Consider the following 12,958-nt stretch of genomic DNA (forward strand, 5'->3'; position numbering starts at 1 on the left):
AAACGAAAAAATGCAATAAAAACGGTAAATTAGGAGTGAGGTATTATAATACCGCAAAATTTGACACCCTAATTCTCTGACGGTTTAACCGGTGGTATTGCATAGGTACTCGTCGCATGTGCCACAGGCCCATTTACACCTTTGGAATGTAACGTAAAATCGCCGCTGGCCAAGGTTTTGCCCAGCTTTAACAGGCGTCCTTTCACAATCAGATTCCCAGGTTCTGGTTTTCTGAGGAAATTAATATTCAGGTTCGTTGTCACAGCCAATGCAACGGGACCGATCTGCGCAAGCACCAACAAATACATCGCCAGATCTACCAGAGACATCATCGTCGGACCGGAGACTGTCCCACCAGGTCGCAAATGCTCCTGTTTGGCCTGCATGGTAATTTCGATACTTTCTGTATCAACATGCAAAACCTTGCAATCCATGGACCGGATTTGGGGAAACTCTTCATACAGAAAGGCTTCCAGTTCTTGACCGTTCATCTTTAGCACGGGAGTTCATCTCCTCTTTATCCAATTTTTCCTGCTTTCTTATACCGTAGGACAGTGCGACAGATACAAAAAAGTGTAGCGGCCCGCTAACTGCGATTATTAGGATTTGATGCCCAAGCTCTTTGCCCCTTTAGAAAAATACTCTAAAGTGCTCCCAAATAAGAACAAAAGCTACCAGAGGAAGATGATGCCAACGACCGCTCCACAAGAAAACAATACCTTTACGGGTCTCTATACGACAGTAACCGATAATATCGCGACCCTTCGCCTTAATGATCCGACGAGTCGCAATGCGCTTTCCAGTGAAATGATGGCGGGAATCGAAACCGCGTTGACCGATCTCGGCAATCAAAGGGATGTCCATGTCGTGATTTTGGAAGCGACCGGCCCTGTTTTTTCTTCTGGCCATAACCTGAAAGAAATGATGGGAGACCACAGAAAAAAGAAGATGCTTGCCCTGTTTAATCAATGCAGTGGCATGATGCAGACGGTTGTCAATCTTCCAAAGCCTGTCATCGCAAAAGTAAATGGCATGGCAACTGCGGCTGGTTGCCAGCTAGTTGCAAGCTGTGACCTTGCCTTTGCGAGCGAAAAATCAACCTTCGCAACGCCTGGCGTCAATCTTGGCATTTTCTGTTCCACACCCATGGTCGCTTTAAGCCGAAATGTATCCCCCAAACATGCGATGGAGATGCTACTCGGCGGCGAGTTTATGGATGCTGAACACGCTATGCGAATTGGATTGATTAACCGCGCCGTCGCAGAAGCAGAACTGGATGATGTTGTTCAGGAGTTCGCTGCACGGATTGCTTCTAAATCTCCTCTGACAGTAAAGACTGGCAAAACCGCCTTCTATCAGCAACTCGAGATGCCGTTAGCGGAGGCCTATGCCTACACGTCAAAAGTAATGGCAGAGAATATGCAAAGCCATGATGCACAGGAAGGTATCTCCGCTTTTCTTGAAAAACGGTCGCCGAACTGGCAGGGCAAATAATATGGATCACAACGACTATTCTGAAGAGTATATTGAAAGTATCCTACAAGATGTAAAGACGATTGCCGTTGTCGGTGCCAGTGATAATCCGGTGCGTCCATCCTATTTTGTCATGCGATACATGCAGCGAAAAGGCTATCGCATTATCCCGGTCAATCCCGGCAAGGCCGGCTCCACTTTATTGGGGGAGACAATTTACGCGTCCCTTGCTGATATTCCTGAGCCCGTTGACATGGTTGACTGCTTTCGAACCGCGGACGCCATTCCGGGGATTGTAGAAGAAGCAATTGCCATCAATGCAAACGTTCTGTGGATGCAACTGGGCATCACCCATCAGGATGCAGCACAAACCGCTGAAGAGGCAGGAATGCGAGTTGTTATGAACCGCTGTCCAAAAATTGAATTCGGCCGACTATCTGGCGAAATCGCCTATATGGGAGGCCGGTCTCGTGTAATTTCGTCCAAACGGAACAAGCTATTAGGAAAAAAGAATGACTGAACCAAAATTTGAAACCCTATCCGTGCATGCTGGTGCTTCGCCAGATCCGACTACCGGTGCGCGGGTAACCCCAATTTATCAAACCGCTTCTTACGTTTTTGACGATGCCGATCATGCCGCAGAGCTTTTTAATCTTCAGGCTTTTGGCAATATTTACTCCCGCCTGACCAATCCGACCAACGCCGTGTTGGAAGAACGGGTCGCCACACTAGAAGGCGGCGCCACGGGTCTGGCGGTTGCTTCGGGCCATGCCGCACAGATGATCGTTTTTCATACCTTGATGGAGCCGGGCGATGAGTTTCTTGCCTCCAGCCGCTTATACGGTGGGACCATCACACAATTTGGACAATCCTTCAAAAAATTTGACTGGCATGCAAAATTTGTAGATCCCGTTGATCCGGAAAATTTCAGAGCCGCCCTTACTCCAAAATGCAAAGCGATCTTTATTGAAAGCCTTGCGAATCCCGGAGGCGTCGTTACTGACATTGAAGCCATTGCTGAAATCGCGCATGAAGCGGGCATCCCGCTGATTGTCGACAACACCCTTGCCACCCCTTATTTGTGCCGTCCTTTCGAATGGGGTGCAGATATTGTTGTTCATTCGGCGACAAAATTCCTGGGCGGTCACGGCAATTCTGTTGGCGGTATGATTGTTGATTCCGGTAAATTCAATTGGAGCGCCAACGACAAGTTCAAAACTCTGAGCGAACCAAACCCGTCCTATCATGGCCTTAAATTTCATGAGACTTTTGGTGAATTGGCGTTTGGTATTGCCTGTCGCGCTCTTGGTCTTAGGGATCTGGGGCCGGCTTTATCTCCGTTTAATGCCTTCATGATCACAACAGGTATTGAAACACTTCCTTTGCGTATGCGACAGCATTGCGAAAACACCGTCAAAGTTGCCAAATATCTGAAAGCCCATGAGAAAGTTTCGTGGGTTTCCTGTGCGGCCCTTGACGACGATCCGTATAATGCGCTTGCAAAAAAATACCTTAAAAATGGTTGGGGCGGTGCCGTGCTGACCTTTGGTATTAAAGGCGGATATGAGTCCGGCATTAAAATGGTTGAGACTGTCGATCTCTTTTCGCATCTGGCGAACATTGGAGACACCCGCAGTCTGATCATCCATCCGGCATCGACAACCCATCGCCAACTGTCTGAAGAACAGCAAGAAGCGGCAGGCGCCGGTCCAGATGTGATCCGGCTATCAATCGGCATTGAGAATGTTGACGATATCATCGCCGATCTGGAACAGGCTCTTTCCAAAAGCTGATCATTGAATAGTGTGCCAGTATACAGGCACGCGAAAGCAAATAGATTATCCCACCCGAATGAACGCGGCGTAATACCGCGTTCATTTTTTTGTATTCTCTCACAAATACTCTGACAGCACGACTTTCTAACACTCGCACAGTTGACGAGCACTACAAGCCCCTGCCGTTTGTTTTCGCCGGCAGGCACGCAGCTGACGCTAATTAGAAAGTTGTAGCCATGAAGTTATTTTCCCGCTCCCTACCCCTTCCCGTTTGCCTTTTATCGGCGTTTCTAATGACCGGTGAAACGTTACACACCAGCACAGTAAACTGGACAGGCCACGGCTCTTCCCTGCACTCAATTGAGTCGGAAGATGCCTATCCTGGAAACGGTATTTACGGCGAAGAACAATCAGAGCCCGAAACCAATGACGGCAATGAAACCGGATCAGATGGGGAGAGCCCAGAAGACCCACAATAAGCGCCTCTTATGAATAGACCGACAGTTCCACAAGGTTCTGATCCGGATCTCTTACGTAAAGAGAGGTAATCGGGCCTGTCGCTCCTGTCCGGGGGACGGGCCCTTCCAGAACGGCAATATTAAACCGCTTCAATCGCTCGCTCAAAATCTCCAAAGAATCTTGTACAATAAAGCAAAGATCAGCAGTTCCCGGTTTCGCGACATGCGCTTTCGGCTCAAACTCTTTTCCCTGCACATGTAGATTTATTTTCGATCGGCCAAATGTAAGCGCCATTCGACCTTCGCCAAATGTCTCAAAACCCATCTGCAGACATTCACAGTAAAACTCTTTTGTTTTACTAACGTCTTTTACTGTCAGCACTAAATGGTCCAGACGATCAATCATATTCCCAGCTCCTACAAGCCATCAAGACTGCACCTGACGACATCCAAACACCTCTACCTATCAGTGTATTTTTCATTATTGAACTCTCCTGATTATCCTCCATCTGCTTATTCAGGTCAAAAACAGAAAAGGGCAATCTATGAAGAAACTTCTTTTAATGCCGTTTCTCCTGATCGCATCGCACACATGGTCCATGAGTGCCTTAGGAGAGACAACAAGCGCGTCCGAAGGGTGGGGAAATGCCTCTTCCTGGCGAAGTGCATACGAAAAGGCCGTTTTGGATGCCAGAGCGGACATGATTGAAAAAGCAGAAGGCGGATATTACGACGGGTTCGATACCCACAATTATTATATTTCCTCTGTCACGGCGGGCAATATTGTCACCATCACAGGGAGCACCGTCACCGGCACGTCCATTGGTCAGGTCAATTGTGGATCCGTTACGGCGCAAAACTCGCTATCTGGATATGACAGCAATGATAATTCTGTTACCGGCGATGGCTGCACCTCTTCTGGAGGCCAGCAGTGATGAAAAACATCCTATTTTCAATCAGTACACTTTTTTTGATTTCCGGTTGCGTTGCCAGTGCGAATACAAACATTGCTCTGGAAGAGGGGCCACCAGTTCAAGCCATTACAACACCGTATGATGATCTTTTATCCTGTGTTGCAGAACAAAAATCCATGCAAGGCACATGGGCCGTTGGTGAAATCCTCGACCAAACAGGCAAACGCTCCATCGACACTGACGGAAACGGCCGGTTTATCAGCCAGGGGGCGGGCGATATGATGCAAACCATGCTAACCCTCGCTGGCGCTGAGAAAACTGTAAACAGAAGAGATCCGCGGCCCGTTATTATGGAAATAAACTGGGGTTTACGAAAAGCCAACGCCTTCAAGGCCATGGACTACTATATCACCGGATCGATCAACTCCCTCGATTTTTTACCCGGCGCAGCGGCTGAACTGTCCATTGCAGGAATTGGGCCGCGGTATCGCCAGCACAGGGCTGTCGTCGGACTGGATCTGCATTTAACCGATGCGAAAACCACTGAAGTCATAAGCGCCGTCAATATCTCGAAACAGATTTTCGCCGAGCAGGCGGGCTTTGGTCTGGGCCGTTTCTTTGGCACAACACTTGTCGACTTTGACTTGAACGGTGGCAACCGCGAGCCAATGCAGCTGTCGCTTCGGTCCATGCTGCAATACGGCCTCTACAAAATGGTGTCCAACATTCAGCCGGAAATAAAAGCCGCCTGCCAATACACCATCGAAAATGTAGAAGGCGTTGAGAATATAAAACAATCTGAAGCCAATCAGATTTTTCCAGCAGATCAGGAAACAGACAATTCAGATCTGTAGCTACGACAGGACGTCATTTCCCAAATATTAAGGAGTATTTTATGAAAAAACTTATTCTCGGAGCTTTCGCTCTTTCCGTTCTTTCAACAGCGGCGCTGGCAGAAACGAAAATAAGCGTTCCGGCTATCAGCATTAACACCGTCGACATTTCTTCAGGTGGCGGGTATGATCGACAAGATTATGCCACCAAGGTAGTGGACGCCCTTGGGACCCCAGTGAGCAACGCAAACAACTTCAACAACCTGCAGGTTAATACTGGCCATTCCATTAGCCAGGTTGCTTATATCCCACTCAAGATGGACGCAAGTGGCTCGCTATTCGATTTTAAGGATGACGAGGGCTCAAATCTGCCGGAAGGCTTCACTATAACAAGTGTTGCCTACGGAAATAGTGGTCCGGTCATCGACTTCAATGAAGCTGTAAACATCACTTCTGAATATGCCCCGCAGACGACAGAAGTCCATATTACATTTCCAAATTTATTCGGTCGGTATCAACAGAATTAATTCTTACGGTAAATTTTGGATCGGTATGATTTGAACGAAAGGCCAACTTAATCGTTGGCCTTTTTTTAGATGCGGCGGGCAGTCAGTTCATGGACGAGGCAAACAGATAGTCCAAGAACAATCATCCCCCCAGCCTGATGTAACGCCCCAAGGGTCACCGGAACAACGGCCAGCAATGTCCAGATCCCGAGGCCAACCTGGGCAAAAATGGAAAGAAATAACAGCATGATAAAAGATCGTGCGCGGTCTCCAATGCCTGGCCGACGCCCAACAAAAAACAAAACTAGAAACGCGATGACAAGTCCATAGGCTACCAGTCGGTGCGCAAACTGAATTGTCGCCACATTTTCCAGAAAGTTAAGGTAAAACGGAGACAGGACGAACAGATCATCGGGCAAGAAGCCCTCGCCCATCAACGGCCATTCATTATAGATAAATCCTGCATTTAAGCCGGCGACAAAACCACCGATCAAAATCTGCAAGAAGACGAGTCCCAACAATATACGCGCCCATTTGAGAACATTTGCCGGGCGGCTTTCGCCGGGAAGCGTCGGATGCAACAAGTCCATTATGGTCCATAGCAAGGCTCCAAAAATCAGGGATGCCAAACCAAGATGGGCAGTCAGTCGATAGTGACTGACATCCGGATGATCAACAAGGCCACTTTTAACCATGACCCACCCCATAACGCCTTGTAACCCGCCTAGAACAAAGAGAAAAAGCAGACGGGGAACCTGTTTCAGCTTGATCTTTCCAAAAAACAGCAAAATCATAAAGGGGACGAAAAAGGAAAGGCCAATAATCCGCCCAAGCAATCGGTGAGCATATTCAAAAGCAAAAATTTCTTTGAATTCAGACAATGTCATTCCTCGATTGACCTTCTGATATTCAGGAAATGCCTTGTATTTATCGAACTCGGCCTGCCAGGCCATTTCCCCGATCGGGGGAAGCCAACCCGTTACCGGCCGCCAATCCACCATCGACAGTCCAGATTCTGTAAGACGTGTCACGCCGCCTAGTACCACCATTGCAAATACCAGAAACGCAACAGTGATTAGCCAATACGCAACAATTTGATTATTCCGATGATTATCGGAAACAGGCATGGAAGAAAGTATCATCATGGGGCATGAACATAGTCTGCCTTTTCCAATTTGCAACGTTTTTTGGAAGGGTTCTAAAATGGAAAACCCTTGAAGAAAACCTTCAGTGTCTTTCGCGTTGATCAGCAAGGCCCACGCCAACTGGATCGGAACCATAGACCCGAACAACACTGAATGAATATCACACAAAACCTGACGAAATGTTCATTCCCAAAGTGGACACTTCCAAAATCCCGAAGCCGATATTTGGGCCGGAAAATCGCTTCGGAAATTGCGGGCCTCAGTCAGTATGAGAAAGCTCCCATTTGCAGGCTGGAAGAGGCCCAAAAATGCACCCTGCTCCACTCCGATCGGAAACTTCGAAAATGGATTTGGAACCGGCGCAATGCAGTGATCAGTGAACAAGCGACCTAGTCATTCTTATCATCCCGACCACAAAGCCCCGCTCGGGCTTTTCTTTGCCGTAAATTCATAAATTTGGGCCAAATTTGGGACACTAACAAACGACAACCGCAGAAAACTGCGAAATCAAATAACTCAATTAGCAGTGAAAATCCGATATTCTCGGAAGCCTGATACAAAAAAGGCCTCGAAAACCGGAGTTTTCAAGGCCTTTTCAATTGGTCGGGCAGGCCGGATTTGAACCGACGACCCCTTCACCCCCAGTAAAGTGCGCTACCAGGCTGCGCTACTGCCCGTCAAAAATGGGTGTCAGGCGGCGCGACTATAACCGCCCTTAATCCGCAATGCAATGGCCTGCGATTATAGGAATGAAAATAAAATGAAACGGGTCAGTTGTTTAGAATCTGCTTGAGCTCTTTGAGTTCGGTCAGAATATTCTCAAGCAATTCACGATGATCTGATATCGGTGTATCATCAGCAGCAGCACTCAAGCCATTTCCCGAGCTTGCTGTCATCGCAGGCGCATCTGCTTGACGATCCCGCTTCTTGCTTACCGGTGACAGGACATCAATATTTTCTATCTTGCCGCCCTGCTCTTTTAGAAGCTTTTGTGCCCCTTTAATCGTAAAGCCATGGGTATAAAGAAGATCACGAATGCCACGGATCAACTCTACATCGGCGGGACGGTAATATCGTCGTCCCCCGCCCCGTTTTAACGGCTTAACGACCGGAAACTTACTTTCCCAAAATCGCAAAACATGCTGCGGAACATCCAGTTCGTCAGAAACCTCACTAATCGTCCTGAAAGCATCAGGGGACTTTGAGCTTTTTCCGCCTACAGTGTTTTGTATGTCCGACATTCTTTACCAATTTGGTTAGATTTAACGTGATGTTTCGTTAATCTTGTTTTTAAGTACATGGGAGGCCCGGAAAACCAACACGCGACGCGGCTCAATAGGAACCTCTTCTCCCGTTTTTGGATTCCGCCCGATACGTCCATTTTTTTCCCGAACCTGAAGACTCCCAAAAGAGGAAATCTTTACAGTTTCCCCGTCAACAAGACGATCCGCTATCTCTCCCAAGACAGCCTCAACGTGATCAGCCGATTCATTTCGTGAAAGGCCAACCTGCTGGTATAGCGCCTCAGCCAAATGTGCTCTGGTCAGTGTATTTTTGCTCATGTTTCCCACCTCGCGCCCGTTAATAAAGGATTAGCACAGCAAGCAAAGGCGTCAACTGCAAACGATCAAAAAACCGGTGAAATCTGTATAAAACCCTGATTTCATGGTGAAATTGCAATCTTGTTTACCATAAAAAAGAAATACAAAGCGTGATTCTTACTGTTTCCTGCGAATCTATTCAGTAGATTCGCAACAATTACCAGCGAACGAGAGCAGACCCCCAAGTAAAACCACCCCCCATTGCTTCAAGAAGAAGAAGGTCGCCTTTTTTGATCCGTCCATCCCTGACAGCTTCATCTAATGCCAAAGGAACAGAGGCCGCAGAGGTATTTCCGTGCCGATCCACCGTTACAACGACTTTTTCAGAGGGCATTTTCAACTTACGGCCGGTCCCGTCGATAATTCTTTTATTGGCCTGATGCGGAATCAACCAATCGATATCATCCGTTTCAAGGCCCGTTGCCTCCAGCGCTTCACCCACAACACTTGCCAGGTTATTAACCGCGTGCTTGAACACTTCCCGGCCTGCCATACGCAAATACCCGGTGGATTGTGTCGAAGAAGGGCCACCATCAACAAACAGAAGATCGTGATGATTACCATCAGCATGCAGATGACTTGTCAACACACCGCGGTCCTGATTGGTCCCCTCTTCTTCGGAAGCCTCCAGAATAATTGCACCGGCACCGTCGGCAAACAAAACGCAGGTCGTTCTGTCTTCCCAATCCAGAATACGGGAGAATGTCTCGGCACCGATAACCAAAGCGCGCTTGGCCTGTCCGCATTTGACAAAGTTGTCTGCCGTCGCAAGCGCATAAATAAAACCGGTACAGACAGCCTGAAGGTCAAAGGCAAATCCTCTGGTCATACCCAGCTTTTTTTGAACAGTCGTTGCCGTTGCCGGGAATGTTTCGTCGGGCGTCGCAGTAGCAACAAGGACCAAATCGATATCATCTGGCTGAAGGCCGGCAGCGTCCAGAGCTGCCTGTGCCGCCTTAGTCGCTAAATCAGATGTCAATTCATCATCGGCCGCAATCCGGCGTTCACGAATACCGGAACGCGCCACGATCCACTCGTCAGATGTGTCCACCATCGTGCTTAGTTCTTCATTGGTAAGAACTCTTTCCGGCAAATACGAACCGGTTCCGATAATGACTGAGCGACGCATGTTAATTCCGTTCTCTGACCGGATGGTCAGTTGTTCTTTATAGTTCTTATTCAGGCTTCGGTGACTTCTGAGGAAGAAGCCTCCTCATTACTACTCGCTTTTGTTTCTACATCAAAGGCCTTGAAATGAGCAATCATGCGATCAATCATCCCTTCGGACACCATGCCGATTGTAACAGCAACAGCATTTGCGAAACCAAAAGCATCGGTTCCACCATGACTTTTCACGCAGACACCGTTCAAACCAAGGAAAACCCCACCGTTATACAATCTGGGGTCTAATCGATTTTTTAAAACCTTTAAACCGTTCTTCGAAAGAAGATAGCCAATCTTGGACATAAGGGATTGCTGAAAACCGGCCTTCAAAAAATTAGAGAAGAGAGTCGCAACCCCTTCTGCCGTTTTCAAAGCAACATTTCCGGTAAAGCCATCTGTGACAACCACATCGACGATACCACGCGTAATATCATCGCCTTCAACAAAGCCACAATATTCAAAGGGAGGATTTTTTATGGAACGCAGGCGTTCGCCCGCTTCCTTAATGGTATCACTACCTTTTAATTCTTCACTGCCAACGTTCAGCAAGCCGACACGAGGCGGCACCCGCCCCAAAACGGCCCGGGCGAAATCAGCGCCCATAACCGCAAACTGAACCAGGTTATCCGCGTCGCACTCCACATTCGCCCCAAGATCAAGCATGATCGTCTCTCCTTTTGGAGAGGGGAGCATGGATGCAAGCGCCGGACGATCGATCCCAGGCAGAGTGCGCAGAGAAAACTTGGCCATCGCCATTAGTGCACCTGTATTCCCTGCTGAGACAACGCCACCGGCTTCACCATCGCGCACGGCATCGATCGCCAGTCGCATACTGCTCTGACGTCCCTTGCGTAACGCATGGCTAGGCTTGTCTTCCCCTTTAATGGCGTGAGTGGTGTGTCTGATTTCACAGACAGATCTCACAAGGGGATAGGCGTCCAATAATGGATTAAGGCGCGCCTCATCTCCAAACAGCAAAAACCGGGCGTTGGGAAATTGAATCCGAACGATGTCCACACCCTTAATGACAATATCCGGGGCATCGTCCCCACCCATCGCATCAAGTGCAATAACAACGTTTTCGCTCATTCCACCGTCCGGTTTCTGTCCACTCGGAAATCAGAAGAAATCTGATTTATAGTGCTTCTGCTGTATCCAGAACTTCACGGTCGTCATAATGACCGCAAGAACCACAAATATGATGCGGGCGTTTCAGCTCGCCGCAGTTTGTGCATTCCTGAACTTGTGTACCACCAAGTGAATCATGCGCACGACGCATGTTACGTTTCGATTTAGTGGTTTTCTTTCTAGGTACTGCCATTTTCTCAATCTCTCAATTTGCACCAACTTACTGGCGACTTTAACCCAGATCCAAACTAACTGACGTCACATTCGGTCAATTAGTCCTTATTCATCATTTTCTTCAAGTCTGCAAAAGGCCGATGAGTTTCTTTTTGTTCCTCAACCACCTCTTCCTCAAGGTCCCGGATAATCTCCGACGCCTTCGAAATCTCACTATCATCCGCTCGAGGGTAAGGCTCCAACGACAGGGCGATTTGCTCTATCAGCGCCTGGACAACGTCAATCTGACCATCAATGATCAACTCTGGAAGGTCCGCTTCTTCCATACTGACGACGTAATCCACATCCTCAACCAATGCGTCTTCCCGGTTAAAGGTGTAACACATTACGAAATCTTCTTCAATTTTCTGCCTGACAGGCTCCAGACTTACGACGCAAGCCTGGTCGACTTCAGCAACGATCGAGCCAGTCAGTTCAATCAGGCCGCTGCCTTCTTTTCTGCCGACTGACGCTTTCATTTGTGCAGATGCAACCTGCAAAATCTCAAGCCGTTCAGCAAGAATGCGGCATTCATCCTCGGATGCTGTGATGTTAATTCTTACAGGCTCTCGCCCAAGACGCTCAACATTCACCCACCGAGCAAATTCTTCCCCGGTATCCTGCATGGGATGACCCTTTCCAACTAACATGATCTCGAATGACCGTTTTGTGCTGAAAACTTCCGGTCTTACATTTTCGAAGGCGCGAAAATAAGCGTTTCAGTCCGCCGGGTCAAATGCTTTTGCAAATTATATCTAACGCGCTGTTTATATTGCCAATTTCGAACCAATATCAAGCGAATTATGCGTTCACCCGGCTTTGCTTTGCGACAAATTTTGAAAAACAACCCGGCCATGCTCTAAATCCTGACTGTTCTGCCCCTTCAAATACTCATCATTCTGACGAACATATTCAGCCAACAAAGACAACACTTCCGCGTTGGGCGTCACTTCACATGTTCCATAGTGATTTCGTTCAAGTGCCGTTTCCAGTGTTTCACCGTCGCCGTTCAATGCCTGTTCATAGGCAACCACGCGACCATAAAAGACTTTTGCCATCTCCTTGATCCGCTTGCCAACACTCAAGTCCCCGACCCCGATCTCTCTAAGAGATTGATCCATATCAGCGAACATTAGATCAAAAACCGCCTGTGACAATTTGATGAGGGACTCGTCACCATCTATTTTCAAGCGGCGCATCAACAGAAAGGCGTGCAGGGCAATCATTTCATATCGCCCATCAACAGTGTCCGGAACCTCAGCAGCGATATAGAATTCAGGCTGGCGGGCCTGCCGCACAATTTCTTTATAAAGCTCTTGCGCTGCGATTTCCTGCTGCCGCTGCCCAAAGAATTTTTTGAAAATCATTCGTGATCCTTATTCTGACCAGCCGCTTGAAATTTCAAGTCAGTCAATCACCAAAGATTTGACATTTATACGTTTAAAATGTCATTTATGCAGGATGAATTAAGCGCTTGGATGCCTTGTGTCAACCGATAGAACCGAGAGACAATGCAAATCTGCGCAATCCGATTAACGACTAGGCGACAGTCAAATGATGAAATTCCTTCGAAATACTTTACTTGTCAGTGCTCTATGTGTGGCCGTAACTGCCTGTGAATATACCAAGGAAAGCTCCGGTTACCGCGTAGACCCTGATCAAATTGCCAAACTTGAGCCCGGCATCACGGACAAAGACGGCGTTATTGAGAATCTTGGCTCTCCCTCCAGCATTTCCACATTCGCCGA

Annotated in this window: 17 protein-coding genes, 1 tRNA gene and 1 pseudogene; 8 read left to right on the forward strand and 11 right to left on the reverse strand. The window is 47.9% G+C overall.

The genetic code is table 11. The features are described 5' to 3' along the window. Positions 1-68: 68 nt before the first annotated feature. Positions 69-491: a PaaI family thioesterase gene (locus ACJAYR_RS10690; protein ID WP_415236604.1), complete on the reverse strand. Its 423-nt coding sequence runs from the start codon at positions 489-491 to the stop codon at positions 69-71. Between the two features lie 196 nt (positions 492-687). Between ACJAYR_RS10690 and ACJAYR_RS10695 the strand changes: the two genes are divergently transcribed. The 4 genes from ACJAYR_RS10695 (at position 688) to ACJAYR_RS10710 (ending at position 3,727) form a co-directional block, all read left to right on the forward strand. Beyond that, positions 688-1,494 carry an enoyl-CoA hydratase gene (locus ACJAYR_RS10695; RefSeq protein ID WP_415236605.1) on the forward strand — a complete coding sequence of 269 codons (807 nt, stop codon included), beginning with the start codon at positions 688-690 and terminating at the stop codon, positions 1,492-1,494. 1 nt (position 1,495) lies between these two features. After that, positions 1,496-1,993: a CoA-binding protein gene (locus ACJAYR_RS10700; RefSeq protein ID WP_415236592.1), complete on the forward strand. Its 498-nt coding sequence runs from the start codon at positions 1,496-1,498 to the stop codon at positions 1,991-1,993. Further along, positions 1,986-3,266 carry an O-acetylhomoserine aminocarboxypropyltransferase gene (locus ACJAYR_RS10705; RefSeq protein ID WP_415236593.1) on the forward strand — a complete coding sequence of 427 codons (1,281 nt, stop codon included), beginning with the start codon at positions 1,986-1,988 and terminating at the stop codon, positions 3,264-3,266. Before ACJAYR_RS10700 ends, ACJAYR_RS10705 begins: the two co-directional genes overlap by 8 nt. A 275-nt stretch (positions 3,267-3,541) precedes the next feature. Further along, positions 3,542-3,727, forward strand: a complete 186-nt coding sequence (locus ACJAYR_RS10710) for a hypothetical protein (protein ID WP_415236594.1) — start codon at positions 3,542-3,544, stop codon at positions 3,725-3,727. 7 nt (positions 3,728-3,734) lie between these two features. Here the strand turns inward: ACJAYR_RS10710 and ACJAYR_RS10715 are convergent, their stop codons facing one another. Then, complete coding sequence (locus ACJAYR_RS10715) at positions 3,735-4,112, reverse strand: VOC family protein (RefSeq protein WP_415236595.1); 378 nt, start codon at positions 4,110-4,112, stop codon at positions 3,735-3,737. Positions 4,113-4,251: 139 nt separating this feature from the next. Between ACJAYR_RS10715 and ACJAYR_RS10720 the strand changes: the two genes are divergently transcribed. From ACJAYR_RS10720 to ACJAYR_RS10730, 3 genes are read left to right on the forward strand one after another with little or no spacing between them, the layout of a single operon-like run. Next, positions 4,252-4,641 carry a hypothetical protein gene (locus ACJAYR_RS10720; protein ID WP_415236596.1) on the forward strand — a complete coding sequence of 130 codons (390 nt, stop codon included), beginning with the start codon at positions 4,252-4,254 and terminating at the stop codon, positions 4,639-4,641. Next, on the forward strand, positions 4,641-5,474 hold the full coding sequence (locus tag ACJAYR_RS10725; protein WP_415236597.1) for a CsgG/HfaB family protein: 834 nt from the start codon (positions 4,641-4,643) through the stop codon (positions 5,472-5,474). The genes ACJAYR_RS10720 and ACJAYR_RS10725 overlap by 1 nt, the downstream gene beginning before the upstream one ends. Before the next feature lie 41 nt (positions 5,475-5,515). Next, positions 5,516-5,980, forward strand: a complete 465-nt coding sequence (locus tag ACJAYR_RS10730; protein WP_415236598.1) for a hypothetical protein — start codon at positions 5,516-5,518, stop codon at positions 5,978-5,980. Positions 5,981-6,045: 65 nt separating this feature from the next. Here the strand turns inward: ACJAYR_RS10730 and ACJAYR_RS10735 are convergent, their stop codons facing one another. The 9 genes from ACJAYR_RS10735 to ACJAYR_RS10775 all read right to left on the reverse strand — a co-directional run bounded on the left by ACJAYR_RS10735 (position 6,046) and on the right by ACJAYR_RS10775 (position 12,577). Further along, on the reverse strand, positions 6,046-7,104 hold the full coding sequence (locus ACJAYR_RS10735) for a COX15/CtaA family protein (protein ID WP_415236599.1): 1,059 nt from the start codon (positions 7,102-7,104) through the stop codon (positions 6,046-6,048). 600 nt (positions 7,105-7,704) lie between these two features. Beyond that, a tRNA-Pro gene (locus ACJAYR_RS10740) sits at positions 7,705-7,781 on the reverse strand. A 93-nt stretch (positions 7,782-7,874) separates the two neighbouring features. Continuing rightward, entirely contained in the window at positions 7,875-8,345 is a 471-nt protein-coding gene (locus ACJAYR_RS10745) for a MerR family transcriptional regulator (protein ID WP_415236600.1), read from the reverse strand. Positions 8,346-8,366: 21 nt separating this feature from the next. Next, a complete protein-coding gene (locus ACJAYR_RS10750; protein ID WP_169544882.1) occupies positions 8,367-8,666 on the reverse strand; it encodes an integration host factor subunit alpha in 300 nt (99 codons plus the stop codon). 196 nt (positions 8,667-8,862) lie between these two features. Next, the gene (locus ACJAYR_RS10755) at positions 8,863-9,840 is read right to left on the reverse strand and encodes a beta-ketoacyl-ACP synthase III (RefSeq protein ID WP_415236606.1); all 978 of its coding nucleotides are present in this window, start codon (positions 9,838-9,840) and stop codon (positions 8,863-8,865) included. Between the two features lie 44 nt (positions 9,841-9,884). Beyond that, complete coding sequence (gene plsX / locus ACJAYR_RS10760) at positions 9,885-10,958, reverse strand: phosphate acyltransferase PlsX (protein ID WP_415236601.1); 1,074 nt, start codon at positions 10,956-10,958, stop codon at positions 9,885-9,887. 46 nt (positions 10,959-11,004) lie between these two features. Then, the gene (gene rpmF, locus ACJAYR_RS10765; protein ID WP_169544880.1) at positions 11,005-11,190 is read right to left on the reverse strand and encodes a 50S ribosomal protein L32; all 186 of its coding nucleotides are present in this window, start codon (positions 11,188-11,190) and stop codon (positions 11,005-11,007) included. Between the two features lie 79 nt (positions 11,191-11,269). Next, entirely contained in the window at positions 11,270-11,836 is a 567-nt protein-coding gene (locus tag ACJAYR_RS10770; RefSeq protein WP_415236602.1) for a YceD family protein, read from the reverse strand. A 183-nt stretch (positions 11,837-12,019) separates the two neighbouring features. Then, positions 12,020-12,577, reverse strand: a complete 558-nt coding sequence (locus tag ACJAYR_RS10775; protein ID WP_415236603.1) for a ubiquinol-cytochrome C chaperone family protein — start codon at positions 12,575-12,577, stop codon at positions 12,020-12,022. A gap of 187 nt (positions 12,578-12,764) precedes the next feature. Between ACJAYR_RS10775 and ACJAYR_RS10780 the strand changes: the two are divergent. Next, a pseudogene (locus tag ACJAYR_RS10780) lies at positions 12,765-12,958 on the forward strand (hypothetical protein); the annotation flags it as partial.

Origin of the sequence: Sneathiella sp. (assembly GCF_047631475.1) — a bacterium.
Taxonomy (GTDB): Bacteria; Pseudomonadota; Alphaproteobacteria; order Sneathiellales; family Sneathiellaceae; genus Sneathiella.